Consider the following 24,046-nt stretch of genomic DNA (forward strand, 5'->3'; position numbering starts at 1 on the left):
TGTCATTCCCTGCTGTCGAAGACCCGGCTTAAGTCAATGAATGACATCGCCAATCTTTTCCACCGATACCCCCAAATCCATCCTCGTCACCGGCGGGGCCGGGTTTCTGGGCATCAACCTGATCCGCTATCTTCTGGCGCGCGGGCACAGCTTGCGCAGTTGGGACATCGCGCCCTTCACCTACCCGGAGGCGGACCGGATCGACGTTCTGCAAGGCGATATCCGCGACCGCACGCTTCATGACCGCGCCTTCGACGGGGTTGATATCATCGTGCATTGCGCCGCCGCCCTGCCGCTGGCCAGCTCTGAAGAGATCCATTCCACCAATGTGGACGGCACCCGACTGCTGCTGGCATCCGCCCTGCGCAAGGGCATCAGGCGTTTCATTCATATCTCCTCGACCGCGGTCTACGGCATTCCCGATCACCACCCGCTGATCGAGACCGATCCGATGCAGGGCGTGGGGCCTTACGGGGAGTCCAAGGTGGCGGCTGAACAGCTCTGCCGGCAGTTCCGCTCCGACGGGCTGGTCCTGCCGGTCCTTCGTCCGAAAAGCTTTGTCGGCCCCGAACGGCTCGGAGCCTTCGAACTGCTCTATGATTTCGCAGCGACCGGCCACAACTTCCCGGTTCTGGGATCGGGCCAGAACCGCTATCAGCTCCTGGACGTGGATGATCTGAACGAAGCGATCTGCCTGACCGCCTTTGGCGAGGCTGACACCGTCAACGACACGTTCAATATCGGCGCGGCGGAATTCGGCACGATGCGCGACAGCTTTCAATCGGTCCTGGACCGCGCAGGCCATGGCAAACATGTCATCGGTATCCCCGCCGCCCCCGCCATCTGGACCCTGCGGGCGCTGGAAGCCGTCCACCTTTCGCCGCTTTACAAATGGATCTACGAGACCGCGTCGAAAGACAGTTTCGTCAGCATCGACCGTGCCCGAGAGAAACTGGGCTTCGTGCCGCGCCATTCCAATGTCGACGCCCTGCTGAGGAATTTCGACTGGTATCTGGCGAACCGAGACCGGATTGCCAAGGGCGCAGGCGTGACCCACAGGGTGCCATGGAAACGCGGTGCGCTGTCGGTGCTGCGCGCGGTGCTGTAACCCCTCAGAAGTGGCTCACTTCCTCATCCGGCCGCCCTGCCGCGATGGCCAGCAGGCCACCCAGACCACAAAGCGCGATCGGGAACATGGTGAAGACGCCGAAGCCGAAGGCGTAATACATCCCCGCCGCCGACATCAGCAGGAAGATCCCGCCCCACAGCGCCCGCGCCCGCGCCATGGCCCCGCCCGCCAGGGCCAGAATGGGCGATATGATGCTGGCCGCCTTGATCAGATCGGGGTTCTCCACCTGGCTGGCGATATCCGGCACCTCGCCGAACGTGTCGATGAAGGTCACGTATCCATAGCCGAAGAACCCGACGATCATTCCCAGAATGCCGCCGATGATTCCCAGAACGAGGGCTGCGTTGCGCATGAGGGCTCTCCGTTGACTTCGTGCCTGTTCGGACCCCGAGATAGGCACGATCTGCCGGACAGCCAAGCCCGAAGCACCACTTTCGGTTGAAACATTTCCCGGACAGCACATGGCGGCAGGCAGAAACCCGTCACCTTCCCCTGGGTGGAGCCTTTTTCTCAATCATTTGAATTCATTCGACAATCACGCCTCCCAACCCAACCGGCCCGCCTCACACCGCGCTGACAACGGGTCACGCACGCGTGCTTGACGGGCCTGTGACTGGCCAGTGATCGACCCGGCGACTTACCACTTCCCCATCACCCGCTCGACGGGTGGGACACGGAAAATATCAGTTTTAGGGAGCTACCCCATGTCGACTCAATTCAAATCACTGGCCCTGATGGGCGCCGTTGCCGCCGCACTGGGCGCAGTCACCACCACCTCCGTTTCGGCGCAGGCCATGGAAAAGTGCTACGGCGTATCGCTGGCCGGTGAAAACGGCTGCGCCGCTGGTCCCGGCACCACCTGCGCCGGGTCCTCCACCATCGACTATCAGGGCAACGCCTGGACGCTGGTCCCCGCCGGCACCTGCGCCGAGATCGAGCTTCCCGACGGCCGCATGGGCGAATCTGAGGCCTCGCTGGAAGCCGACGGTTATATCGGTCTGGCCCGCGATCTTCCCGATGATCTGGCCGAGGATGTTCTGGCCCAGTACCGCGACGTCTCGATGATGGACGAGATGATGGAAGAAGAAGAAATGGACAGCTGATCGCGCTGACCTTCACCCCCGGTCCCCAGAGGGCCGGGGGGTTCTGCCAAAGACCCAAGGGACACGCCATGTATGACCTCGCGCAGGATAACCGTCTGCCCCACTTTGCGGGCATCGGCTACAAACCCCAGCATTTCCAATCGCTTATCAGCGCACCCGGCGCGGTCCGCTGGCTGGAGATCCATGCCGAAAACTACATGGGCGACGGCGGCCGCCCGCTGGCGCAGCTGCGTGCGCTTGCGGATCGCTTTCCGATCTCGGTCCATGGTGTGGGCCTCTCCATCGGCGGCGAAGGCCCGCTCGACCCAGACCATCTTGCCCGCCTCAAGCATCTCTGCGACTGGCTGAACCCCGCCAGCTTCTCGGAACATCTCGCCTGGTCCACCCATGGCGACACCTACCTGAACGACCTGCTGCCCCTGCCCTATACCGAGGCCACTTTGACCCGCGTCTGCGCCCATATCGACGAGGTGCAGGAGGCTCTCTCCCGTCCGATGCTGCTGGAAAACCCCTCCACCTATCTCGCCTTCGCCGAGTCCACGATGGATGAAGTCACATTCCTTTCGGAAATCGCAAAGCGCACAGGCTGCGGGCTGCTGCTCGATGTGAACAACGTCTTTGTCTCTGCCACCAACCAGACCTGGGATCCCGTCGCCTATATCGACGCCTTTCCGCTGGCGCAGGTGGGGGAGATTCATCTGGGCGGCCATGACGAGGACGAGGATGAGCATGGTGCCCCCCTGCTGATCGACAGCCACGGGCGCGAAGTGGTGGACCCTGTCTGGGCACTCTATGCCCACACCATCGCCCGCGGCGGCGCCAAGCCCACGCTGATTGAATGGGACAACAACGTGCCGGACTTCCCGGTGCTGGAGGCCGAGGCCGCCCGCGCCGATGCGATCCTGCAACCGGCACAGGTTTGATCCGATGCAGCAATCCGATTTCACCGCTGCGATCCTCGATCCCAATGCCCCGGTGCCCCCCGGACTGCTGGACCCGGAAGGCCGCCCAGCGGGCAAACGCTTCAACGTCTATCGCAACAACCTCGCCGCCTCGCTCACTGACGCTCTGGAAACCGGCTTTCCGGTATTGGCCAGGCTTCTGGGCGCGGACAGCTTCAAGACGCTGTCCCTGATCTTCTCCCGCGCCCATCCCCCCACCAGCCGCGCCCTGTCTCAATATGGGGCGGCGATGCCCGCGTTTCTGGAAGGATTTGAACCGCTTGCGGCCTATCCTTACCTCGCCGATATCGCCCGGCTGGAACTGGCGATCCGCCGCTCCTACCACGCCGCAGATGCGGACCCGCTGAACGCAGCGGGCATGGACCCGGCCACGCTGATGGAACAGACGCCGGTCCTTGCCCCCGCCACGCAGATCGTCGCCTCGCCCTACCCGATCCACGGCATATGGCGGCGCAATACGCAGCCCGATGCCCCCAAACCGCAGCCCGTGGCCGAAACGGTCATGATCACCCGGCCCGAGTTCGACCCGATCCCCCATCTGCTGCCCGCAGGCGGCGCGACCTTCGCGGGCGCGCTCGATGGCCGCACGACAATCGCCCTTGCTTTGGAGCGCTCGATAGAGGCCACACCGGGGATCGACCTCGCGCCGCTTCTGACGCTGTTCCTGACCTCCGGCGCGCTGACATTCCAGAAAGGACCCGACCAATGAGGACCCTCGTTTCCCTGCACAACCGCCTCTTTGCCGCGCTGGAAACCACCCTTGCGCCGATCCTGATGCCGACGCTCGCGCGCTTCGTCTTCGCCGCAACCCTGATGGTCTATTACTGGAATTCCGGGATGACCAAGCTGGGTGAGGGCCTCACCGGTCTCTTCCAGCCCAATTTCAACGCCTATGTGCAGATCCTGCCCCGCATGTCAGAGGCTGTGGGCTATGACGCCAGCCAGCTTGGGGCATTCTGGCGGCTGGTGGTGGTCGCGGGCACCTGGGCCGAGTTCATCCTGCCCGCCCTCATTGTGCTTGGCCTTTTCACCCGGCTGGCGTCCCTTGGAATGATCGGCTTTGTCCTTGTGCAAAGCTATGTCGATATCGTCGGCCACGGCGTCAGCGCGGATGTGATCGGCGCGTGGTTCGATGCGGGCTCCGACAGCCTGATCCTCGATCAGCGCACCTTCTGGGTATTCCTGCTGGCCTATATGGTCTTCCGGGGTGCGGGGCCGGTCTCGGTCGATGCTGCCCTGCGCGCCCGCGCAATGCCTCAGACCAGCGCCGCCTGAACCTCCTTGCCCCAGCCCAGGTAGAGCGTCCCGTCCTCCGCCCGGATCACGGGGCGCTTCATCAGGGCGGGGTGCGCGGCCAGCAGATCGGCGGGCGCGCCCTTGCGCTCCTCCTCCGACAGGCCCCGCCATGTGGTCGACCTTGTGTTCACCAGCGCATCCCCGAACGCAGCCAGAAACGCCGCCAGCTGATCCGCCCCCAAAGGCTCCGCCCGCACATCCACGAAGCGCACCGGACGCCCCGCCGCCTCCAGCGTTTTCAGCGCTTTTCGGCAGGTATCGCAGGTCTTCAGCCCATAAAGCTCCATTTCACCCTCCTTCATGTGCAGCCCCATGACATTCCCATGACAGCCGCACGAAAATTCTTGCGTTTTTCTGAAATCACCTCATCTTTTCTGCCGTGACAACAGGTTTTCGCTGTCCCGCTCTCTCAAGGACGTCAGACAGGGGGTGTCTGTCGGCACCGCGCCGCCGCATCTCGTGGGTGGCACCAAGGAAGACTTGAGAAGGAATAACGGACATGCCCACTGGCACCGTAAAATGGTTCAACACCACCAAAGGTTATGGCTTCATCGCGCCCGACGACGGCGGCAAGGATGTGTTTGTGCACATCTCGGCCGTGGAACGATCGGGACTGACCGGCCTCGCCGATAACGAGAAAATCGGCTACGAGCTGCGCGAAGGCCGCGACGGCCGCGCCTCGGCGGTGGAGCTGCAAAAGCTCTGAACCATCCGGTGATCCGGAAAACGAAAGACGCCGCGAGGGGGACACCGCTCGCGGCGTTTTTCATGGGGCGGCGAAAGCGGGTTCACGCCCCGAAAACAGAGCGGTGCGATGCGCACGCCCCCTGTGCACTCTCCACACACCGGTTTGGTGGGTTTCTGCTGGGCCAGACTGGATCTGATCTGACGAAGCTGTTCGGTCCGAACGCCCAAGGCGTGCTGGCGTGAAAGAGCTAGCTATGCCAAAAATTGCTTGCTACACCTTTTGGTACCCGAAGAATTGGTACCCTAAAGAGGGGTGCAGAAAGGGATGCTTGGCACGAGCTGACGGGGCTGGTGCAGGGGCAGTTTGACCGCCGGCATCTATTGCAGGGTGGATCCGTTTCAGGAGACTTGATATGAAACACTTCACGATTGCCGCTTGTGCGGCTGTGCTACTGCTTGTCGGCGCGTCCGACGCCTCGGCGTTTACAAGAGGCGAACTGATCCTGTTCCCCTGTGCATCAGACGGGCGCCGCTCGGATTTTCAGGAGGGCTACTACTGCCCCGGCTTTTTCATTTCCGACAATGGCAGCCGGACGACGATCGATGTCACCATGCAATCCGACCATGGCTATGCCCAATCGTCAGAGGTTCGCGCCTATAACTGGGGGATCGGGACCGAAGTGACCTGCGCCGGGATCAGCGGGGCGATTACCGCGATCAATCCCGACTTTGCGACGCGGATCAGCCTGCGCAGCAGTTCGGGCGTGGAATTGAGCAACGTTTTTCTGTCCCAATGCGCGGCCTGGGCCCCCTGAGGGCATGATGCCGTCCGATCAGGTGGTGGCCTGATCCGACGCGCCACCGCTGATGGAACGGCCTATTCGTCGCGGGCGAATTCGCCCCTTTGGTTGTTGCGTTTCCCCATCCACACACCATATCCCCCATTAACCGGCTCTGGGGAGGGGCAAACGCGGCCAGCGCGCCTTGCGCTTCTCCTTTTGCGCCAGTAACGTGCCGCCGATTTCGCGGGGGCAAGAGACCCAGAACAGGCCCCGCGCCACGGAACAAAAAGGACGCCCCCATGGAAGGTATCGCCGGGTTCATCCCGCTCATTCTGATCTTCGTGATCATGTATTTCCTCATGATCCGCCCGCAGCAGCAGCAGCGCAAGGCCCATGAGGCGATGATCGCTGCCCTTCGCCGGGGCGATCAGGTGATCACCTCGGGCGGCTTCATCGGCAAGATCACCAAGGTCAAGGATGATGAAGAGGTCGAGATCGAACTGGCCGACAACGTCAAGGTCCGTGTCGTGCGCAGCACCATCGCGCGCGTCGTGAACAAGACCGAACCCGCAAGCGAATAATCAGACCTGAAGGCGCGACGATGCTCAATATCCCCCTCTGGAACCGGGTTCTGATCTGGGGCCTCGTCGCCCTCGGGCTCGCGTTTGCGATGCCCAATCTGTTCTACCCCCGGGTGGAACGCCATAACGACGCCGCTGCCGCCATCGAGGCCGGCACCGCGACCGAGGACGAGGTGGCCGAGGATCTGTCGGGCTGGCCCGGCTACCTGCCCTCGACCCTTGTCAACCTCGGGCTCGACCTGCGCGGCGGCGCGCATCTGCTGGCCGAGGTTCAGGTCGAAGATGTCTATGCCACGCGGATGGACGGGCTGTGGCCGCAGGTCCGCGATGCGTTGCGCGACGAACGTGACACGGTCGGCACGATCCGCCGGCAGGCCTCTCCCGCCGATGAGCTGCATGTGCGGATTTCCCAGCCCGATGGCATGACCGCCGCGCTCGCGGCCGTCCGCGCGCTGTCGCAGCCGGTCAGCAGCGTCACCGCTGTTGGCGCCATGACGCTGGACATCCGGGCCGAGGGCGACACGATCATCGTGACCCTGTCCGAGGCCGAACGCGCTGCCACCGACGACCGCACCATGCGCCAGTCGATCGAGATCGTGCGCCGCCGCGTCGACGAGGTCGGCACCCGCGAACCCACGATCCAGCGCCAGGGCGACCGCCGCATCCTGATCCAGGTGCCCGGCATTGGCAGCGCCGAAGAGCTCAAGCGCCTGATCGGCACCACCGCGCAACTGACCTTCCACCCGGTTACCGGGCGCGGCGGCGGCAGCGACGTGGAGGCCGGTGCGCGCGAGATCGTGTTGCCGGACGTGGCGGATGAGAGCCTGCTCTACCGGCTGGAACAATCGCCGGTGCTGTCGGGCGAGGATCTGACGGATGCACAGCCCGCCTTCGACCAGAACGGGCAGCCGGTCGTCACCTTCCGCCTGAATACCGCCGGGGCGCGGACCTTCTGCGACTACAGCCAGAACAACGTCGGCGCGCCCTTTGCCATCGTGCTCGATGAACAGGTACTGTCCGCCCCGACGATCCGCGAGGCGATCTGCGGCGGGTCCGGCCAGATCAGCGGCAACTTCACCGTCGAAGGCTCGACCGAACTGGCGGTTCTGCTGCGCGCAGGGGCCCTGCCCGCCGAAATGACCTTCCTCGAAGAACGCACCATCGGCCCGGAACTGGGCGCCGACAGCATCGCGGCGGGCGAAGTGGCGGCCGTAGTCGCGGGCATCGCCGTGCTGATCTTCATGATCGGAAGCTACGGATTGTTCGGGGTGTTCGCCAATATCGCGCTGATCATCAATGTGGGTCTCATCTTCGGGCTGCTCTCGGCCATCGGGGCCACGCTGACCCTGCCGGGCATCGCCGGGATCGTGCTGACCATCGGGATGGCGGTGGATGCCAATGTTCTGATCTTCGAGCGTATCCGAGAGGAACTGAAGACCGCCAAGGGACCTGCCCGCGCCATCGAGCTCGGCTATGAGAAGGCCCGCTCGGCGATCTATGACGCCAATATCACCACCTTCATCACGGCGGTAATCCTCTATGTCATGGGCTCCGGGCCGGTGCGCGGCTTCGCGATCACGCTCGGGCTCGGGATCATCACGTCGGTCTTTACGGCCATTTACGTCACCCGGTTGTTGATCCTGCTCTGGTTCGAACGCCGCCGCCCCAAGAAGATCGAGGTGTAATCCGATGCGTCTGAAGCTTGTACCCTCCGAAACCAATTGGGATTTCTTCCGGCTGAGCAGCGTTGCGCTGGCGGCGTCGGGGCTGGCCGTTGTGGCCTCGATCGTGCTGTTCTTCGTCATCGGCCTGAATTTCGGCATTGATTTCCGGGGCGGCACCACGATCCGCACCGAGGCCCATTCCGAGGTGGATGTGGCGGCCTATCGCCAGGCGCTTCAGGGGCTGGACCTTGGCGACATCTCGATCACCGAGGTGTTCGACCCTACCTTTGCGTCAGACGAACATGTGACCCTGGTCAATGTGCAGGCACAGGACGGGCAGGAATCGGTCAGCGCCGAGACGATCGCCGCCATTGAAGCGGTGTTGCAGGAGGTTGATCCGACCATCACCTTCCCCTCGGTCGAAAGCGTCGGCCCGACCGTGTCCGGTGAGCTGGTGCAAACCGCGATCATCGCGGTGACCCTCGCCATCGCGGCGGTGCTGATCTATATCTGGCTGCGCTTCGAATGGCAGTTCTCGCTTGGCGCCGTGGCGGCTCTCATCCATGACGTGACGCTCACCATCGGCATCTTCTGCCTTCTGCAAATCCGCTTCGACCTGGCCATCATCGCGGCGCTTCTGACCATCGTGGGCTATTCCCTGAACGACACCGTGATCGTCTTCGACCGGGTGCGGGAAAACCTGCGCAAGTTCAAGAAACGTCCGCTGAAAGAGGTGTTGAACCTGTCCATCAACGATACGCTGAGCCGTACGGTCATGACCTCCTTCACCACGCTGATCGCACTGATCGCGCTGTTCGTGCTGGGGGGCGACGTGATCCGTGGCTTCGTCTTCGCGATGATCTGGGGCATCGTGGTGGGCACCTACAGCTCGGTCTTCGTGGCCTCGGCCATCCTGCTGCGCCTCGGGGTGACGCGGGACTGGACCAAGACCGATGGCGGCGCGGGCGGCACCCAGTTCGCCAATATCGATGCCTGATATCCTGGCCACGGCCCTGGCGACGCCGGGGCTGGTCTGGCTATTGCTGACCATCTCTGCCGCCGGGATCGTGCGCGGTTTTACCGGATTTGGGACGGCGCTGATCTTCGTGCCGGTGGCAGGGATCTTTCTTGAACCGCAGATCGTCATCGCGCTGATCACGCTGACCGGCGTCGCCAGCACGGCGGCACTTCTGCCGCGCGCCTGGGGCCAGGCCGATCGGCGCGAGGTGGGTACGATGGGGCTGGCGGCACTGGTGACCGTGCCGCTTGGACTGTGGCTGCTGACGCTTCTGGACCGCGATACGGTGCGCTGGATCGTGGCCGGTGTGGCGCTGGTGACCCTGACCGCCCTGATCGCGGGCTGGCGCTATCGCGGCAAGGTGGCGGTGCCGGGCCTTCTGGGCATCGGCGCGGCGGCCGGAGGCATCGGCGGGCTGACCGGGCTGACGGGGCCTGCGGTGATCCTGTTCTACCTTGCCGGGCAAAGCGGCGTCGCCTCGGTGCGCGCCAACACGATCCTGTTTCTGGCGATGCTCGACGTGGTGGTGGTGGGCAACCTGCTGCTGCGCGGATCCGTGGGGCTTGGCGTCATGATACTGGCGCTGATCCTGTCCCTGCCCTATTTCCTGACCTCGCTCATGGGGCAGGCACTGTTTGATCCCCGCCACGAGACGCTGTATCGAGGGGCCGCCTACGGGGTGATCGGGCTGGCGCTGGTCACCGGACTGCCGATCTGGGAATAGGGATGACCGCAATGCGCATGAACGAAATCAGCTTTGGCGAGGCGCGGCCGGTGGATGGCTATGGGCCGGGGTTCTTCCGCGTCGGCGGCGAGGTGTTCGAGGGGCCGGTTCTGTGCCTGCCCGACGGGGTGCGCGCCTGGGGCGGGCTGGAGGATGCGGGCGCGCTGGTGGCGCTGGCCGGGGCGCTTGATGTGCTGCTGATCGGGACCGGGGCCGATATGGCCCCCCTGCCCGCCGATCTGCGCCGCGTGCTGGAGGCGGCCGATCTGCCGCTGGAGCCGATGGGATCGCCCTCCGCCGCGCGCACCTATAACGTGTTGCTGGCCGAGGGCCGCCGTGTCGGGGCGGCATTGCTGCCGGTCTGAGATCTTTCGCCGCGCGCTTGCAACAGCGGTTCCGGGGGGCGCTGCCCCCGTCGCCTGACGGCGCCTCCCCCGAGGTATTTTGACCAAGATGAAAGGCTCAGGGGTCAAGCGACCCAAGCACCATCACCCGCAGTTCGCGTTCCAGCTTGCGGCGCATGGCGGCTTCGAATTCCTGGTGATTGAGCGCGTGTTCCACGAAGGACCCCGGCCCCCGGATGATCTCGGCCTCGAAATATTCTTCAATCCGGCGGCTGGCCCCGCCAATGGCCAACCCGTTCACGGTGACGCCATCCAGCGGGAAATGCTGATAGGCCAGCGCCGGGGGGAAGCCGTCATTGTTCTGTCCGTCCCCCGCCACGTCCAGGGTTTGGAACAGGCAAGGCGGGGCGCGGTCGAACATGGTCGCGGCATAGCCGATCGCGTAGCCGATGGCCGTCGGAAACTCCCCCGCCGTGCGCGGGGTGGTCTGCAACTCCTCCACGATCTCCAGCACCTGCGTGCGCGAGGTCACCAGCCGCCAGTCCGAGATCACGTCCTGTTGGAAGCGCCCGGACCATTCATAGATCGCCAGCGCCACCGGCCCGGGACCATTGAGCAGAGGGTCCAGCACTTCAGGCGCCAGAAGCGCCGCCGCCAGCCCGTTGCGCTGGATCTGATGCTCGGCCTCATCGACCGAGGCCGAGACATCCAGCGCCAGCAACAACGCCAGCCGACAGGTCTGCTGCGCGGCAGCCGGGCCCGAAAGCAGCGCCGTGGCAAGCGCCAGGAGGGCGGCGCGGATCACCAATGCCCGGTATTGCCCATGCTGGCCCAAGGTTCCGCCGGGGGCAGCGCCTCGCCGTTCTGCAGCAGCTCCACCGACACATTGTCAGGGGACCGCACGAAGGCCATGCGTCCATCGCGGGGCGGGCGGTTGATCACCACGCCATTATCCATCAGGTGCTGGCACATCTCGTAGATATTATCGACCCCATAGGCGAGATGGCCGAAATGGCGGCTGTCCGAGGGCAGTCCATCATCGCCGTCCCAGTTATAGGTCAGCTCCAGCGGACACTCGGGCTGTCCCGGCGCCGCCATGAACACATTGGTGAACCGGCCTTCCTCGCTTTCCCAACGTCGTATCTCGCTCAGCCCGAAAAGCTCGTAGAAGGCCATGCTGGCCTCCAGGTCTTTCACGCGGACCATGGTGTGTAGATATTTGAGAGCCATTTTATCCCGTATCCCTGTTCGTTTCAGGGAATGGTAGCGCGGCTGCCCTCACTTGTCGCGTGGGGACCGCGATAAATTTCTCGTGGGGCGGGGCGCACCGGGTGCGGTTTCAGCTCATCGCGCATGATCAGCGTCACGGTCACGAAGCTGACGTAGAGCAGCAGATACCACGACCCCAGCTTCCCGAGCGACACCATGTCGAACTGCCCCTGCCCCGCATAGGCCCATGTGCGCGTCACGGTGCCCACATTCTCGGCGATCCAGATGAACACCGCCGCCAGCCCCGCCGCCACCGGCAAAGGCAGCCAGCGCGGCTCTGTCCCCGGAAAGAACCAGATGCGGGTGCGCCAGAAGATCAGAACCGTGGCCAGGAACAGCCCCATGCGGATGTCGGGCAGGAAATGATGGGCGAAGAAATTGCCATAGATCGCGCCGGCCAGCAGCAGCGTCGTCCAGAACGGCGGGTAAGGCGCGAATTCCATGTGGAAAATCCGGATCACGCGGGCGATGTAGCTGCCCACGCTGGCATACATGAAGCCTGAGAACAGCGGCACGCCGCCCAGTTCGAAAATCCCCTGCTCCGGGTAATCCCAAGACCCCTGTGCCAGCTTGAAGATCTCCATCACCGTGCCCGTCAGGTGGAAAAGCGCGATCACCTTCACCTCCTCCCATTCCTCCAGCCGCATCCAGACGAACGCCACCTGCACCGCCACCGCAAACAGAAACAGCGCGTCATACCGCGCCAGCGCCCAATCCTCCTGCCAGACCGCCTTGGTGCCGATGATGGCGACCAGAAACAGGATGCCGAACATCGCGGCCCATCCCTGTTTCAGCACGAACATGATGAATTCCGCCACGTAAGGGTGCAGCCGCGTCCGCGCCCAATCCCCCATGCGGCGTTCCAGAAAGGCGGTTCCGCGATCAGCCATGCTCAAAATGCCCCTTTATCTTGCGGTCCTGCGCCCCGGTGGGGCAAAATATTGGGGAACCGTGCGATTCCCCGAAGAAGAAAGAAAAACGATGCCGCTCAGCGACGATCAATTGGCAGATATCACCGCAGCCCGCGAAAATGCGCAACCCACTTTGCGCGCGGTGGCGCCGGGGATGGAACAGCACCTCTATACCGCGCAGCCCGTTCTGGATCACGGCTTCGTCCGGGTCATCGACTACATGGGCGATGACAGCGCCATCGTGCAGGCCGCGCGGGTCAGCTACGGGGCGGGCACCAAACATGTGCAAAGCGACGAGGGGCTCATTCGCTATCTCATGCGCCACTGGCACTCGACCCCGTTCGAGATGTGCGAGATCAAGCTGCACGTCAAACTGCCGGTCTTCGTCGCGCGCCAGTGGATTCGCCACCGCACCGCCAATGTCAACGAATACTCCGCCCGCTATTCGATCCTGGATCGGGAATTCTACATCCCCGCCCCCGAACAGCTGGCCGCGCAGTCGACCGTCAACAATCAGGGCCGGGGCGAGGTGTTGCAGGGCGAAGAAGCCGCCCGCGTGCTGGAACTGCTGAAGACCGATGCGGGCCGCGCCTATGACCACTATCAGTCGATGCTGAGCCAGGACGGCCAGCAGGGTCTGGCGCGAGAGCTCGCCCGCATGAACCTGCCCGCCAATATCTACACGCAATGGTACTGGAAGACCGACCTGCACAACCTCTTCCACTTCCTCCGCCTGCGCGCGGATTCTCATGCTCAGTATGAGATTCGCGTCTATGCGGAGGCGATTGCCGAGATGGTGAAGGACTGGGTCCCCGCCGCCTATGGCGCGTTCGAGGATTACCGGATGGGCGGCGTGCAGCTGTCGGGCAAGGGCGTCGAGGTGTTGAAACGGCGGCTCGCTGGCGAAGCGGTGACGCAGGAAAGCTCCGGCATGAGCAAGGGCGAATGGCGGGAGTTTGTGGAGGTGTTTGGGTAGTGGGTTAAGAAGGAAGTGTTTGCGAAATAACTAAGGCGTGCTGAACTGGAGGAGGAAAGGTGACGATATTACAAATAGCCGCAGTTGCAGTCATTGTCGCAGTAATATTGATTAGAATTTGGGCGTGGAGAATATCTGTTGAAGTTTCAAGGCTTCTAGAATTATCTACAAGAAACCTTGAGGAGGCCGTCGATTCCATATTGAGAACCAAAAAAAGAGAGGTAATTAACTCTTATCGTCTGCAGGTTTCAGAAGACTCGTTTGGCGTAAAGCAGTATCGTGCGTTTGAAAAAAGCCTAGAAGGCTTTTTGCATTCTGAACTGAAGAACCACATAGATGATTTTGAGGCGTATGGCGGCAGTTGGAGAACGGTTGTTAGAAATGGATTTATTACCGAAGTGCGTTGCGATATTGAAGAATTATACGCTAAAGAGCTAGATAGGCGACAGAAGAGCTTCAAGTCTCCACGAGAGTATGAGCTTTTTTGTGCCGCTATGTTTCAGAAGTGTGGATGGACTGCAAGAGCTACAAAGGCATCGTCTGATCAAGGCGTCGATGTGGTAGCTGAAAAAGGTGCTATAAAGCTTGTCGCGCAGTGCAAAAAATATGCCCGGCCTGTTGGAAATAAGGCTGTGCAGGAAGTTGTTTCTGGAATGGCAGTTTACGACGCGAATGTCGGTGTAGTTATTGCGCCCAACGGATTTACAAGGAGTGCTATTGAACTAGCCAACTTGAATAATGTACACCTAGTCCACCACGATCAGATTGCTGATTTATAGCAAGTGTAGGGTGGGCAGTTCTGCCCACCACCCTCCGATCCGACCATGGTGGGCAAACTGCCCACCCTACAATCCCTCAATCCCCACCCCGCGCGGAATCAAGGCGAAGCCGCCGCGCCATCGTCATGCTGGAAGCATGCCTCTGGCATGACGTGCCCCCACGCGGAGGCGATTTGGCTGAGGTCTCACAAGACGGCTGAGGTCGCCCAGGCTTGGCCGGGATAAAGCGCTCCGAAGAGAGGCAGCATCGCCCCCGCGCGCGTCGTCGATGGCGCGGCTTGTCTGGCCCCGGGGCTCCGCCCGGTCGTGGGCGTAGCTCCCCCGGAGCGTTTCCGGGACGCCTGCTCACCCCCCACGCGCGTCGTCCATGCCGCTCCCCCTGTCACCCCCGCGCAGGCGGGGGCCTCCTGCCGTTCGCGTGACGGTGAGAGATATCCGCCTTCGCGGGCAGGGCCGTGGGGCGGGCATGACACCTTTCGCGGGCAGGGCAGCTTGCCCCGAAAACCGTCATTTGTCTGTACGGGGGGTGCACAGGGGGTGTACGGGGGGTGTACGGGGGGCGCCCCCCTCATTTCAGGGTTCAAACCCGCCCCGGATTCGGGCATAGAACCTGCGAAACGCCCGCCGAAAGAGGCCCAGAATGCACGATATCCGCGCCATCCGAGACAACCCCGCCGCCTTCGACGCCGCCATGGCCCTCCGGGGCCTGTCGCCGCAATCGCCCGCCATTCTGGCGCTCGACGAAGCCCGCCGCGCCTGCATCTCGGCGGCGGAATCCGCACAGGCCGATCGCAATGCGGCCTCCAAGGATGTGGGCCGGGCCAAGGCCTCTGGCGATGAGGTGGAATTCGAACGGCTCCGCGCGTTAGTCTCTGAAAAGAAAGACGAAATCGCGCGGCTGGAGGAAGACGCCAAGGCCAAGGACGCCGCTCTGAAGGAGCTGTTGGAAGCGCTGCCGAACATCCCCCATGACGATGTGCCGGACGGGACGGACGAGGCCGACAATGTGGAAATCCATCGTTGGGGCACGCCCAAGGATTTCGCCTTCGCGCCCAAGGAACACTATGACCTCGCCGCCACGCAGGACGGCATGGATTTCGAAACGGCCGCCAAGCTGTCCGGCTCCCGCTTCGTGATGCTGTCGGGCGGCGTCGCCCGCCTGCACCGGGCCCTTGCGCAATTTATGCTGGATATTCATACGGTTGAGAACGGATTGACCGAAGTGAACCCGCCCGTTCTGGTGCTGTCGGAAACCATGTATGGCACCGGCCAGCTGCCCAAATTCGGCGAAGACAGCTACCAGACCCGCGAAGGCTGGTGGCTCATTCCGACCTCCGAAGTGCCGCTGACCAATATCGTTGCCGGGCATATCGTCGAAGAAAGCTACCTGCCCCGCCGCTACACCGCGCATTCGCTGTGTTTCCGCTCGGAAGCCGGCAGCGCGGGCCGCGACACCGCAGGCATGCTGCGCCAGCACCAATTCGAGAAGGTGGAGATGGTGTCGATCACCCATCCCGACCACTCCCGCGCGGAACTGGACCGGATGACTGAATGCGCGCAGGGAATCCTTGAAAAACTGGGGCTTCCCTACCGTACCGTGGTGCTGTGTACCGGCGATATGGGCGCGGGCGCGCGGCGAACCCATGACATCGAGGTCTGGCTGCCGGGGCAGAACACCTATCGCGAGATCAGCTCCTGTTCCGTCTGCGGCGACTTCCAGGCACGGCGGATGAATGCACGGTTCCGGCCCACGGGCGGCGGCAAGCCGGAGTTCGTCCATACGCTGAATGGCTCGGGCGTGGCCGTGGGGCGCTGCCTGATCGCGGTGTTGGAAAACGGCCAGCAAGAGGACGGATCGGTCGATCTGCCCGAGGCCCTGCACCCCTATCTGGGCGGCAAGACCCGGCTGGCAAAGGATGGCACCCTTGTCTGATGTGCAAAGCGACGACGGCGGCCAACGTCAGATGAAGGCCATTGCGGTCGTCTGCGGCGCGCTGGCCTTCGCGGCGGGGTCGGCCATGTCTTCGGGCTTTGGCGGGTTCGATCCGGCGGCTTTCCCCTATCCGGTCGAAGACCTGCCGCTCACCCCTGCGGGCTATGCGTTCTCGATCTGGGGGGTGATCTTTATCGCTTTGATTGCGAACGCCTTTTATGGGCTGCTCAAGCGTGACACCAACCTGGAATGGGACGCCACGCGCTGGCCGCTCTTCGTCACGCAAGCCATTGGCGCAGCCTGGATCGGGATCGCGCAGGTCTCTCCCGTCATGGCCACCATCACCATCTGGATCATGCTTGGCGGCGCGCTGCTGGCCTTGCGTGCCGGCCTGAAAACGGCAGAGACATGGTGGATGCACGTCCCGCTGGCCCTGCTGGCAGGCTGGCTGACGGCGGCGTCCTGGGTGGCGCTGACGACCACTGTCGTGGGCTTCACCGCCCTGACCCCGGTGGTGGGCAGTTGGATCGGTCTGGCGGGCGCGCTGCTGACGGCCTTGGCCATGCTACGCGTGATGCCGCAACCCGCCTACGCGGTCGCGGCCATCTGGGCTTTGGTCGGCGTGATCGTTGCCAATCTGGGCGGCTCTACAGCGTTTGTTGCAGCCACCGGCGCAGGCGCGGCCCTGCTGGTGTGGGAGGCCCTGCGGGGCATCCGGATAGCCTGAACCCCTTTGCGCCCCTTTACCGGACCTGCCCCCTCGGCTAACAGGGCGTATCGGCAGGTTTTCAAAGGCGGTTTCATGCGCATTCTCATCACCAATGACGACGGCATCAACGCCCCCGGCCTCAAGGTGATGGAGGCTATCGCGCGCGAGATCGCAGGCCCGGATGGAGAGGTCTGGACTGTCGCGCCTGCATTTGAACAATCGGGCGTCGGCCATTGCATCAGCTATGTGCATCCCACGATGATTTCCCGCCTCGGGGCCAACCGCTACGCGGCGGAAGGCACGCCCGCAGACTGTGTTCTGGCGGGACTTCATGACGTGATGAAGGACAGCCGCCCCGACCTGGTGCTGTCGGGCGTCAACCGGGGGAACAACGCCGCTGAAAACGTCTTGTATTCCGGCACCATAGGCGCCGCAATGGAAGCGGCCTTGCAAGGCGTGCCATCGGTCGCGCTGTCGCAGTATTTCGGGCCCGACAACCTGCAACTGGATGACCCGTTCGAGGCAGCGTTGCAGCACGGGGCCGCCACCATTCGCGCGCTTCTGGATCATGGGCACTGGGACGAGGAAGACTATCGCGTCTTCTACAATGTCAATTTCCCGCCCGTCCCGGCCAGCCAGGTCAAGGGCCGCCGCGTGGTGCGGCAGGGCTTTCGCCGGGGCACGCATTTTTCCGCACAGCCGCACACCGCCCCGAATGGCCGCCGCTTCCTGTGGATCACGGGTGGCAGCCAGCACAACCCGACCGCGCCGGACAGCGACGCGCAGGCCAATCTGGACGGCTATATCTCGGTCACGCCGCTGCGCGCCGACCTGACGGCCCATGACGTGCTGGCCGATCTGAAGGCGCGGCTCGAATGACCTGGGATGCCGAGCAGAAGATGCAATTCCTGTTCCACCTTCGTCAGAAGGGGGTCACGGACTCGCGCACGCTCGGTGCCATGGAGAAGGTCGATCGTGGTCTGTTCGTGAAGGGCCATTTCGAAGATCGCGCCTATGACGACATGCCCCTGCCGATCAGTTCCGGCCAGACGATCAGCCAGCCCTCGGTTGTTGGGATGATGACGCAGGCGCTGAAGGTCGAACCGCGCGACAAGGTGCTGGAGGTCGGCACGGGCTCCGGCTATCAGGCCGCAATCCTCAGCCATCTTGCGCGCCGGGTCTACACGGTGGATCGCCACCGCCGCCTGACGCGGGAATCGGAAAAGCTGTTTCATTCCCTGGGCTTGCACAACATCACCGTGATTACCGGCGATGGCAGTTTCGGCCTGCCCGAACAGGCGCCCTTTGACCGGATCATCGTGACCGCTGCGGCCGAGGACCCGCCGGGGCCGCTACTGGCGCAACTGAAAGAGGGCGGCATCATGGTGCTGCCCGTGGGCCAGTCGGACGCGGTGCAAAGCCTGATCAAGGTCACCAAGACCGCGCAAGGTCTGCATTATGACGAGCTTTGCCCGGTGCGCTTCGTTCCGCTGATCGAGGGCATGGCGCAGGACTGAACGGCCTAGGGGCTGGAAACCCAAGGCGATTCGCGTGTAAAACCCTGCAAAAGCTGCGGGACCATTGCCGCGGCAAGACCCCGTTTCCAAGGGGCTTTTGAACCAGATAGAATTGAGGTTGCAGTACCGATGACCAGATTTCCCATGCTCGCCCTGGGCCTGACCCTGCCGCTTTTGGCGGCCTGCAACACGCCGGGTGGCTTCGACTTCGATTTCCGAAACAACGGCATCAACGCCGCCACGCCCGCCAGCGAGGCGGCCACCGCCGCGCGCCCGGAACCCGATCAGTTCGGGCTGATCACCTATCCCACCTATCAGGTGGTCGTCGCCAACAGGGGCGACAGCCTGAGCACGGTCGCAAACCGGATCGGCATGGATGCCAGCGAACTGGCACGCTTCAATGGCCGCAACGAGACCGACATCCTGCGCGATGGCGAGGTCTTGGCCCTGCCCCGCCGGATCACCCCGCCGGGGGCGTCCGCCAGCACCACGGACATCACCTCCATCGCCTCGGCGGCCATCGACCGGGCGGATGCGGATGCACCAGCGGCGTCCTCTGCCCCCGTGCTGCAGGTTCAGGGCGGGGCCGAACCCGTCCGCCACCGCGTGGCGCGCGGGGAAACCGCCTATTCCGTATCGCGGCTGTATGGCGTGTCTGTGCGGTCCCTTGCGGATTGGAACGGGCTGGGGCCGGAGCTGACGGTGCGTGAGGGTCAGTTCCTGATCATCCCGATCGTTCTGGAAGAGGCATCGACCTCCCCGGACGGCAATGGCCCCGGCAATTCCGCCACGCCTGTGCCGCCATCGGCGTCAGAGCCGCTGCCAGAGGCGATTTCCACCGCGGAACTGCCCGAGGCCCCGGCATTGGATGCGCCCACCCCGACGCCCGAGGAAACGGCGGCAGCCAATTCGGAACCGCAGATGCAACGCCCGGTTCCTGGCCAGATCCTGCGCCCCTACAGCGCCCGCAACGAAGGCATCGACCTGTCGGCCACGGCCGGTACGTCGGTTCGCGCCGCCGCGGCTGGTGAAGTCGCCGCCATCACCCGCGACACCGATCAGGTGCCGATCCTCGTGCTGCGTCACCCCGGCAACCTGCTGACGGTCTATGCCAATATCGACAATATCCGGGTGGAACGGGGCGACACCGTTGCGCGCGGCCAGACCATTGCGGATGTGGGGGAAGGCGATCCGGCCTTCCTGCATTTCGAGGTGCGCCAGGGCTTCGAGTCGGTCGATCCGACACCCTATATCGAATAACGAAATCGGGCGCCCAGTGGGCGCCCTTTTCTTTTCCGGTCAGGCAGTTGGCGTCAGATCTTCACGCCCCGACGCCCGGCGAGATCGGTGAAATACTGCCAGGCCACCCGGCCAGACCGCGCGCCGCGCGTGGCCTGCCATTCGATGGCCTCGGCGCGCAATGTGTCGTCGTCGATCTCCACCCCATAAGCGTCGCAATAGCCCCGGATCATTGCCAGATAGGCATCCTGATCGCAGGGGTGGAAGCCAAGCCACAGACCGAACCGATCCGACAGCGACACCTTTTCTTCCACCGCCTCGGACGGGTTGATGGCGCTGGAGCGTTCATTCTCGATCATGTCGCGGGGCATCAGGTGGCGGCGGTTGGACGTGGCGTAGAAGATCACATTGTCGGGCCGCCCCTCGACCCCGCCATCCAGCACCGCTTTCAGTGATTTGTAGTGCTGGTCGTCATGGCTGAAGCTGAGATCGTCGCAATAGAGAATAATTCGCACCGGTGCCCTGCGCAGGATGGCCAAAAGCCGCCCGATGGAGGGCAGATCTTCGCGCTGAACCTCGACCAGTTTCAGCTCCGGGAAATGCGCTTCAAGCGCGCCGTGCACCGCTTTGACGAGAGAGGATTTTCCCATCCCGCGAGAGCCCCAGAGAAGGGCGTTGTTGGCTGGAAGGCCCTGCGCAAACTGGCGGGTGTTTTCCATCAGGATATCGCGCGCCCGGTTGATGCCCAGAAGCAGCGACAGGTCCACGCGATTGACCTGCTCGACCGGATCCAAGCGGTCGGGATCCGCATGCCAGACAAAGGCCGAGGCTGCCTTCCAGTCCGGGGCCGCAGCGGGCGCTGGACGCAGGCGTTCCAGCGCCTCGGCGATCCGTTTCAGGTCGCCGTCATCGCTCATTTCGCGTTGTCCTCGGCCTCGGTCTCTGTAGCGGACTCGGCATCCTCTTCGTCGTCCACCCAAAGCCCCTCGGCCCGCAGGTCCTTCTCGCGCTTGCGTTCCACCAGCTTCACCAGTTGGATCGAGATCTCGTACAGCCCATAGACCACGACGAACAGGATCAGCTGCGTGATGACATCGGGCGGCGTCACAAGGGCGGCCAGCACCAGAATGCCCACAACGGCGTATTTCCGAACGTTTCCAAGGCCCTCGGCCGAGACCAGCCCGGCCTTGCCCATCAGGGTCAGCAGAACGGGCAGCTGGAAACAGATGCCGAAGGCGAAGATGAACTTCAGCTCCAGATCCAGCGATTCCTTGACCGAGCCGAGGAAGATGGTCTGCAATTCCTCGTTCGTGCCGGGTTCGACCCCAGCCTCCATGCCCGTGATCAGCGAGGTCAGCGCCGGAATCACGTCAGAGAAGCCGATGAAGAACCGCATCGCCAGCGGCGTCACCACGAAATGGGCAAAGGACGCGCCTGCGAGGAACAGCAGGGGTGAGGCAATCAGAAACGGAAGAAACGCATTCTTTTCCGTCTTGTAGAGCCCCGGCGCCACGAAGCGCCACATCTGGTAGGCGATCACCGGGAAGGCCAGACCAAACCCGACCACCACGGACACGCGGATCAGGGTAAAGAACTTTTCCTGTGGGGCCGTGAAGATCAGTCGCGGGTCTTCGCCCCGCTCCAGCAGGATGGTGCGAATGGGCTGGAACAGAAACTCCAGGATCGGTTCCGCCACGGTGAAGCAAGCCACCATGGCGATGACGAAGGCCAGCACCGACCAGATCAGCCGGGTCCGAAGCTCTGCCAGATGCTCGATCAGCGGGGCGGAGCTGTCTTCGATCTCGTCTTTTTTCATGTGTCGGCGGTTCCGGTACGGGGCTCTCGCGGCGGCAGGTCATCTTCGGCGACGGCAGCCGGATCCTGAGCGGCTTCCGCGGTTCCGTTGGTCCGAGCCGCGACCCGGTCCTTGGCGGCGGCCACGCGCTGTTCCGCTTCCTTGTGACGCTGCTGCGCCAGTTTCTCGGTTTCGGACAGGGGCCGGTCGGCCTCCGCCTCGTCATCCCCGGTCAGAGCAGAGGACGTGGCCCTCTTCATGGCCTCCATCCCCATCTTGCGCGGGCTGGTCACGTTGCGCAGGTCGCGGGTGATGTCGGTCGCCTTCTTGAGATCCTTCGAAAGCTCATCGAGGCCCGTTTCGCTGGCGGCCGCGTTCATCGTGGTCTGGAACTCTCGCGCCATGGCCTTGATCCGCCCGGTCACCTGACCGAGCGTCCGGAACATCTTGGGCAGGTCCTTGGGCCCCACGACGATCAACGCCACGATGCCCACGACCATCAGTTCCCACATGCCGATGTCAAACATGGCAGCCCCTCAGCCCGGCTATGCCGACCCCACGCCGGGGATCAGGCGTTTTCACGATCACGTTCGGGGGTCACGTCGCGGGCCGCTTCGCCATCTTCATTGGCCGCGTTCTCGATTTCCTCGGTGCCGTCGCGGACGCCGCGCTTGAATGCGGTAATACCCTTGCCCACTTCGCCCATGAGGCCTGCGATCTTGCCCCGGCCGAACAGCACGAGGACAACAACCGCAATAAGCAGAAGGCCCGGCAGGCCAATATTGTTGAGCATGTCAGTCTCCCTTGTCCGGGGCGGCGTCTCGGCCACCTCCGTGAGTTTCACCGTCTATACGTATGGATTCTACTGGCGGGATCAAAGCCCCAATCTGACGCATGCAGGCAGAAAACGGCCGATTTTTTCGACCGGGACTGTCTTCACTTGGAAAAAACGAAGCAGCGGTCGCGCCGGATGGTCAGCCATAGAGCCATTCCGGGCTTGGGCAGGAACACCGCGGGGACGGTCGCCTTGAGGATCTGGTTGTTGAAATCCATGCGGAATTCCACAAGGCTTTCATGACCCATGAAGCGGGCCCGCTCCACCACCCCGCGCGCGGGCGCCCCATCGAGCGGCGTCGGATTCGGGCCGCGCCCGCCCCGGTCGAAGTCGATCTTGACGTGTTGCGGGCGGAAGATGATCTCGACCTCGGTGCCATCAGGGTGACCGGGGGCGAGGAACTGGCCGAAGGCAGTGTCGGTCAGGGCGCCCTGAACGGTGCCGTTGATCACGTTGATGTCAGAGAAAAACGCCGCCGCGTCGCGGTCGCAGGGGGCGTTGTAGATATTGTAGGGGGCGCCCTGCTGCACGATCCGCCCGCCGCGCATCAGCGCGATCTGGTCGGCCATGCGCATCGCCTCTTCCGGCTCGTGGGTGACCAGAACCACGGCCGTGCCTTCCTCTTTCAGGAGTTCCAGCGTTTCGTCACGGATGCCATCGCGCAGCCGGTTGTCGAGGCCGGAAAAGGGCTCGTCCATCAGCATCACACCAGGACGCGGGGCGAGGGCGCGGGCCAGGGCAACGCGCTGCTGCTCGCCTCCCGACAACATATGCGGGGCCTTGTCGCCGTAGCCTTTCAGATCGACACGGGTCAACAGCTCCTCGACCCGCTTGGCCTTGTCGGTTTTCGTGCCGGTCAGGCCGAAAGCGATGTTCTGCGCCACGCTGAGATGCGGGAAGAGCGCGAAGTCCTGAAAGATCAGCCCAACCCCCCGCGCCTCTGGCGGCAGGTGCAAAGCGCCATCCGCGAGTACCCGTCCATCGACGGAAACGCTGCCAGAGCTCTGCCGTTCGATCCCGGCAATGACCCGGAGCGTTGTCGTCTTGCCGCAACCTGACGGCCCGAGCAGGCACATGACTTCACCCGGCGCCACTTGCAAAGAGACATCCCGCAAGACCGTCCGCCCCGCGAAATCACAGGACAGGTTCTGAACGGCCAGTCTGGGGGGCTGTTGCACGGGCGCAAATCCGATCAATTGTCTCGGATTTCGCAGCTATCAGCCCCGCACGCATGTTTCAAGCTCCTGTCATCCGGGCATGTTGACGCCTTGTCCAGGAATCTGTGCTGCAAGAGGTGTTAAGGTGCTGTTTCAGCTTTCTTGTGTATCATCATGGAATCCAGAACTGAATCCAAACAATGCACAGGGTTATCCACAGGAAATCAATGTAGTGAAGCGGCACCCAGTCCTCTCTTTCTGCGCGGCGAGGTCCTGCTGGCGCTTGAAGACCGACCAGAGCAGCTGAGTGGTTCGGATTTCATGGATTTCACCCAGAGAATCCCCTTTATGATCAAAAAAACTTTCTGATCTCAGATTCTTGGACGGCGACAGGCTACAAAATCACCCCATCCAGTGCAGAATATCGCGATTCTGGAATCTTCTTGCGTAAGTTGGCTTCGATTTCGCTGCTGGAGTCCGTGAATCTGGAATCCATTTTACGACGGTTTGACTGCTATGGCATGTCCTGAAACCTGATCTCATGGCTTCAGCTCACCTTTTGGCACTAATTTGAGTCAATTTTACACATACCGGAAGGCCCCCCAAGGCAGCCCCTGGCGCCTTGGGGGGATCACC

The 24,046-nt window shown here is 63.1% G+C and carries 28 protein-coding genes and 1 pseudogene; 19 read left to right on the forward strand and 10 right to left on the reverse strand.

Going from position 1 to position 24,046, the window contains the following annotated elements:
• Nucleotides 1-40 precede the first annotated feature (40 nt).
• Nucleotides 41-1,108: an NAD-dependent epimerase/dehydratase family protein gene (locus tag EP237_RS10390; protein WP_127560836.1), complete on the forward strand. Its 1,068-nt coding sequence runs from the start codon at nucleotides 41-43 to the stop codon at nucleotides 1,106-1,108.
• Between the two features lie 4 nt (nucleotides 1,109-1,112).
• On the opposite strand, the gene EP237_RS10395 is transcribed toward EP237_RS10390, so the two are convergent.
• Nucleotides 1,113-1,481 (reverse strand): hypothetical protein, encoded by a 369-nt coding sequence (locus EP237_RS10395; protein ID WP_127560837.1) that lies wholly within the window; start codon nucleotides 1,479-1,481, stop codon nucleotides 1,113-1,115.
• A 352-nt stretch (nucleotides 1,482-1,833) separates the two neighbouring features.
• Here EP237_RS10395 and EP237_RS23490 point away from each other — a divergent pair.
• The 4 genes and pseudogenes from EP237_RS23490 to EP237_RS10415 all read left to right on the forward strand — a co-directional run.
• Nucleotides 1,834-2,145: pseudogene (locus EP237_RS23490) on the forward strand (BufA1 family periplasmic bufferin-type metallophore); the annotation flags it as partial.
• Nucleotides 2,146-2,300: 155 nt separating this feature from the next.
• Complete coding sequence (bufB, locus tag EP237_RS10405) at nucleotides 2,301-3,155, forward strand: MNIO family bufferin maturase (protein ID WP_127560839.1); 855 nt, start codon at nucleotides 2,301-2,303, stop codon at nucleotides 3,153-3,155.
• Between the two features lie 4 nt (nucleotides 3,156-3,159).
• A complete protein-coding gene (locus tag EP237_RS10410) occupies nucleotides 3,160-3,903 on the forward strand; it encodes an HvfC/BufC N-terminal domain-containing protein (RefSeq protein ID WP_127560840.1) in 744 nt (247 codons plus the stop codon).
• Nucleotides 3,900-4,469, forward strand: a complete 570-nt coding sequence (locus tag EP237_RS10415) for a DoxX family protein (protein ID WP_127560841.1) — start codon at nucleotides 3,900-3,902, stop codon at nucleotides 4,467-4,469. The genes EP237_RS10410 and EP237_RS10415 overlap by 4 nt, the downstream gene beginning before the upstream one ends.
• On the opposite strand, the gene EP237_RS10420 is transcribed toward EP237_RS10415, so the two are convergent.
• Nucleotides 4,451-4,777 carry an arsenate reductase family protein gene (locus EP237_RS10420; RefSeq protein ID WP_127560908.1) on the reverse strand — a complete coding sequence of 109 codons (327 nt, stop codon included), beginning with the start codon at nucleotides 4,775-4,777 and terminating at the stop codon, nucleotides 4,451-4,453. The two genes, EP237_RS10415 and EP237_RS10420, sit on opposite strands and share 19 nt — an antisense overlap.
• Nucleotides 4,778-4,989: 212 nt before the next feature.
• Between EP237_RS10420 and EP237_RS10425 the strand changes: the two genes are divergently transcribed.
• From EP237_RS10425 to EP237_RS10455, 7 genes are all read left to right on the forward strand, one after another.
• Entirely contained in the window at nucleotides 4,990-5,196 is a 207-nt protein-coding gene (locus tag EP237_RS10425; RefSeq protein WP_071688420.1) for a cold-shock protein, read from the forward strand.
• A gap of 394 nt (nucleotides 5,197-5,590) precedes the next feature.
• On the forward strand, nucleotides 5,591-5,992 hold the full coding sequence (locus EP237_RS10430) for a hypothetical protein (protein ID WP_127560842.1): 402 nt from the start codon (nucleotides 5,591-5,593) through the stop codon (nucleotides 5,990-5,992).
• Nucleotides 5,993-6,258: 266 nt separating this feature from the next.
• Nucleotides 6,259-6,540: a preprotein translocase subunit YajC gene (yajC, locus tag EP237_RS10435; RefSeq protein WP_127560843.1), complete on the forward strand. Its 282-nt coding sequence runs from the start codon at nucleotides 6,259-6,261 to the stop codon at nucleotides 6,538-6,540.
• A gap of 20 nt (nucleotides 6,541-6,560) precedes the next feature.
• Nucleotides 6,561-8,225: a protein translocase subunit SecD gene (secD, locus tag EP237_RS10440; protein WP_127560844.1), complete on the forward strand. Its 1,665-nt coding sequence runs from the start codon at nucleotides 6,561-6,563 to the stop codon at nucleotides 8,223-8,225.
• 4 nt (nucleotides 8,226-8,229) lie between these two features.
• Nucleotides 8,230-9,201, forward strand: a complete 972-nt coding sequence (gene secF / locus EP237_RS10445) for a protein translocase subunit SecF (protein ID WP_127560845.1) — start codon at nucleotides 8,230-8,232, stop codon at nucleotides 9,199-9,201.
• Nucleotides 9,194-9,946: a TSUP family transporter gene (locus EP237_RS10450; RefSeq protein WP_127560846.1), complete on the forward strand. Its 753-nt coding sequence runs from the start codon at nucleotides 9,194-9,196 to the stop codon at nucleotides 9,944-9,946. Before secF ends, EP237_RS10450 begins: the two co-directional genes overlap by 8 nt.
• 11 nt (nucleotides 9,947-9,957) lie before the next feature.
• Nucleotides 9,958-10,311 carry an Mth938-like domain-containing protein gene (locus EP237_RS10455; RefSeq protein ID WP_127560909.1) on the forward strand — a complete coding sequence of 118 codons (354 nt, stop codon included), beginning with the start codon at nucleotides 9,958-9,960 and terminating at the stop codon, nucleotides 10,309-10,311.
• Between the two features lie 97 nt (nucleotides 10,312-10,408).
• On the opposite strand, the gene EP237_RS10460 is transcribed toward EP237_RS10455, so the two are convergent.
• From EP237_RS10460 to EP237_RS10470, 3 genes are read right to left on the reverse strand one after another with little or no spacing between them, the layout of a single operon-like run.
• A complete protein-coding gene (locus tag EP237_RS10460) occupies nucleotides 10,409-11,125 on the reverse strand; it encodes a DUF1194 domain-containing protein (RefSeq protein ID WP_240661602.1) in 717 nt (238 codons plus the stop codon).
• Nucleotides 11,092-11,520 carry a VOC family protein gene (locus EP237_RS10465; protein ID WP_127560847.1) on the reverse strand — a complete coding sequence of 143 codons (429 nt, stop codon included), beginning with the start codon at nucleotides 11,518-11,520 and terminating at the stop codon, nucleotides 11,092-11,094. The genes EP237_RS10460 and EP237_RS10465 overlap by 34 nt, the downstream gene beginning before the upstream one ends.
• Nucleotides 11,521-11,543: 23 nt before the next feature.
• Nucleotides 11,544-12,449, reverse strand: a complete 906-nt coding sequence (locus EP237_RS10470) for a DUF817 domain-containing protein (RefSeq protein WP_240661603.1) — start codon at nucleotides 12,447-12,449, stop codon at nucleotides 11,544-11,546.
• 91 nt (nucleotides 12,450-12,540) lie between these two features.
• Here EP237_RS10470 and thyX point away from each other — a divergent pair, with 91 nt between their 5' ends.
• The 7 genes from thyX to EP237_RS10505 all read left to right on the forward strand — a co-directional run bounded on the left by thyX (nucleotide 12,541) and on the right by EP237_RS10505 (nucleotide 19,644).
• Complete coding sequence (gene thyX / locus EP237_RS10475; protein WP_127560848.1) at nucleotides 12,541-13,446, forward strand: FAD-dependent thymidylate synthase; 906 nt, start codon at nucleotides 12,541-12,543, stop codon at nucleotides 13,444-13,446.
• Nucleotides 13,447-13,505: 59 nt separating this feature from the next.
• Nucleotides 13,506-14,225 carry a restriction endonuclease gene (locus tag EP237_RS10480; RefSeq protein ID WP_127560849.1) on the forward strand — a complete coding sequence of 240 codons (720 nt, stop codon included), beginning with the start codon at nucleotides 13,506-13,508 and terminating at the stop codon, nucleotides 14,223-14,225.
• Between the two features lie 640 nt (nucleotides 14,226-14,865).
• Nucleotides 14,866-16,158, forward strand: coding sequence for a serine--tRNA ligase (serS, locus tag EP237_RS10485; protein ID WP_127560850.1), 1,293 nt, complete (start codon nucleotides 14,866-14,868; stop codon nucleotides 16,156-16,158).
• Entirely contained in the window at nucleotides 16,151-16,885 is a 735-nt protein-coding gene (locus EP237_RS10490; RefSeq protein WP_127560851.1) for a hypothetical protein, read from the forward strand. The genes serS and EP237_RS10490 overlap by 8 nt, the downstream gene beginning before the upstream one ends.
• A 75-nt stretch (nucleotides 16,886-16,960) precedes the next feature.
• Complete coding sequence (surE, locus tag EP237_RS10495; RefSeq protein ID WP_127560852.1) at nucleotides 16,961-17,746, forward strand: 5'/3'-nucleotidase SurE; 786 nt, start codon at nucleotides 16,961-16,963, stop codon at nucleotides 17,744-17,746.
• The gene (locus EP237_RS10500) at nucleotides 17,743-18,384 is read left to right on the forward strand and encodes a protein-L-isoaspartate(D-aspartate) O-methyltransferase (RefSeq protein ID WP_127560853.1); all 642 of its coding nucleotides are present in this window, start codon (nucleotides 17,743-17,745) and stop codon (nucleotides 18,382-18,384) included. Before surE ends, EP237_RS10500 begins: the two co-directional genes overlap by 4 nt.
• A 129-nt stretch (nucleotides 18,385-18,513) precedes the next feature.
• Complete coding sequence (locus EP237_RS10505) at nucleotides 18,514-19,644, forward strand: peptidoglycan DD-metalloendopeptidase family protein (RefSeq protein ID WP_127560854.1); 1,131 nt, start codon at nucleotides 18,514-18,516, stop codon at nucleotides 19,642-19,644.
• A 53-nt stretch (nucleotides 19,645-19,697) separates the two neighbouring features.
• On the opposite strand, the gene EP237_RS10510 is transcribed toward EP237_RS10505, so the two are convergent.
• From EP237_RS10510 to EP237_RS10530, 5 genes are all read right to left on the reverse strand, one after another.
• The gene (locus EP237_RS10510; protein WP_127560855.1) at nucleotides 19,698-20,540 is read right to left on the reverse strand and encodes an ATP-binding protein; all 843 of its coding nucleotides are present in this window, start codon (nucleotides 20,538-20,540) and stop codon (nucleotides 19,698-19,700) included.
• Nucleotides 20,537-21,439, reverse strand: coding sequence for a twin-arginine translocase subunit TatC (tatC, locus tag EP237_RS10515; RefSeq protein WP_127560856.1), 903 nt, complete (start codon nucleotides 21,437-21,439; stop codon nucleotides 20,537-20,539). The genes EP237_RS10510 and tatC overlap by 4 nt, the downstream gene beginning before the upstream one ends.
• Entirely contained in the window at nucleotides 21,436-21,945 is a 510-nt protein-coding gene (gene tatB / locus EP237_RS10520) for a Sec-independent protein translocase protein TatB (RefSeq protein ID WP_127560857.1), read from the reverse strand. The genes tatC and tatB overlap by 4 nt, the downstream gene beginning before the upstream one ends.
• Before the next feature lie 41 nt (nucleotides 21,946-21,986).
• Nucleotides 21,987-22,211 (reverse strand): twin-arginine translocase TatA/TatE family subunit, encoded by a 225-nt coding sequence (locus tag EP237_RS10525; RefSeq protein ID WP_071688437.1) that lies wholly within the window; start codon nucleotides 22,209-22,211, stop codon nucleotides 21,987-21,989.
• A 143-nt stretch (nucleotides 22,212-22,354) separates the two neighbouring features.
• Nucleotides 22,355-23,431 (reverse strand): ABC transporter ATP-binding protein, encoded by a 1,077-nt coding sequence (locus EP237_RS10530; protein ID WP_240661604.1) that lies wholly within the window; start codon nucleotides 23,429-23,431, stop codon nucleotides 22,355-22,357.
• Nucleotides 23,432-24,046: the final 615 nt, after the last annotated feature.

Source organism: Nioella ostreopsis (genome assembly GCF_004000255.1).
Taxonomy (GTDB): Bacteria; Pseudomonadota; Alphaproteobacteria; order Rhodobacterales; family Rhodobacteraceae; genus Nioella; species Nioella ostreopsis.

Bases quoted from the DNA above. Each gene is read 5' to 3' on its own strand.
- EP237_RS10470 (WP_240661603.1), bottom strand. From the start codon at position 12,449: ATGGCTGATCGCGGAACCGCCTTTCTGGAACGCCGCATGGGGGATTGG.
- EP237_RS10525 (WP_071688437.1), bottom strand. From the start codon at position 22,211: ATGCTCAACAATATTGGCCTGCCGGGCCTTCTGCTTATTGCGGTTGTT.
- EP237_RS10420 (WP_127560908.1), bottom strand. From the start codon at position 4,777: ATGGAGCTTTATGGGCTGAAGACCTGCGATACCTGCCGAAAAGCGCTG.
- secF (WP_127560845.1), top strand. From the start codon at position 8,230: ATGCGTCTGAAGCTTGTACCCTCCGAAACCAATTGGGATTTCTTCCGG.
- EP237_RS10425 (WP_071688420.1), top strand. From the start codon at position 4,990: ATGCCCACTGGCACCGTAAAATGGTTCAACACCACCAAAGGTTATGGC.
- EP237_RS10505 (WP_127560854.1), top strand. From the start codon at position 18,514: ATGACCAGATTTCCCATGCTCGCCCTGGGCCTGACCCTGCCGCTTTTG.
- EP237_RS10450 (WP_127560846.1), top strand. From the start codon at position 9,194: ATGCCTGATATCCTGGCCACGGCCCTGGCGACGCCGGGGCTGGTCTGG.
- serS (WP_127560850.1), top strand. From the start codon at position 14,866: ATGCACGATATCCGCGCCATCCGAGACAACCCCGCCGCCTTCGACGCC.
- secD (WP_127560844.1), top strand. From the start codon at position 6,561: ATGCTCAATATCCCCCTCTGGAACCGGGTTCTGATCTGGGGCCTCGTC.
- yajC (WP_127560843.1), top strand. From the start codon at position 6,259: ATGGAAGGTATCGCCGGGTTCATCCCGCTCATTCTGATCTTCGTGATC.
- EP237_RS10510 (WP_127560855.1), bottom strand. From the start codon at position 20,540: ATGAGCGATGACGGCGACCTGAAACGGATCGCCGAGGCGCTGGAACGC.
- tatC (WP_127560856.1), bottom strand. From the start codon at position 21,439: ATGAAAAAAGACGAGATCGAAGACAGCTCCGCCCCGCTGATCGAGCAT.
- EP237_RS10410 (WP_127560840.1), top strand. From the start codon at position 3,160: ATGCAGCAATCCGATTTCACCGCTGCGATCCTCGATCCCAATGCCCCG.
- EP237_RS10395 (WP_127560837.1), bottom strand. From the start codon at position 1,481: ATGCGCAACGCAGCCCTCGTTCTGGGAATCATCGGCGGCATTCTGGGA.
- EP237_RS10455 (WP_127560909.1), top strand. From the start codon at position 9,958: ATGCGCATGAACGAAATCAGCTTTGGCGAGGCGCGGCCGGTGGATGGC.
- thyX (WP_127560848.1), top strand. From the start codon at position 12,541: ATGCCGCTCAGCGACGATCAATTGGCAGATATCACCGCAGCCCGCGAA.
- EP237_RS10390 (WP_127560836.1), top strand. From the start codon at position 41: ATGACATCGCCAATCTTTTCCACCGATACCCCCAAATCCATCCTCGTC.
- EP237_RS10430 (WP_127560842.1), top strand. From the start codon at position 5,591: ATGAAACACTTCACGATTGCCGCTTGTGCGGCTGTGCTACTGCTTGTC.
- EP237_RS10465 (WP_127560847.1), bottom strand. From the start codon at position 11,520: ATGGCTCTCAAATATCTACACACCATGGTCCGCGTGAAAGACCTGGAG.
- EP237_RS10500 (WP_127560853.1), top strand. From the start codon at position 17,743: ATGACCTGGGATGCCGAGCAGAAGATGCAATTCCTGTTCCACCTTCGT.
- EP237_RS10415 (WP_127560841.1), top strand. From the start codon at position 3,900: ATGAGGACCCTCGTTTCCCTGCACAACCGCCTCTTTGCCGCGCTGGAA.
- surE (WP_127560852.1), top strand. From the start codon at position 16,961: ATGCGCATTCTCATCACCAATGACGACGGCATCAACGCCCCCGGCCTC.
- bufB (WP_127560839.1), top strand. From the start codon at position 2,301: ATGTATGACCTCGCGCAGGATAACCGTCTGCCCCACTTTGCGGGCATC.
- tatB (WP_127560857.1), bottom strand. From the start codon at position 21,945: ATGTTTGACATCGGCATGTGGGAACTGATGGTCGTGGGCATCGTGGCG.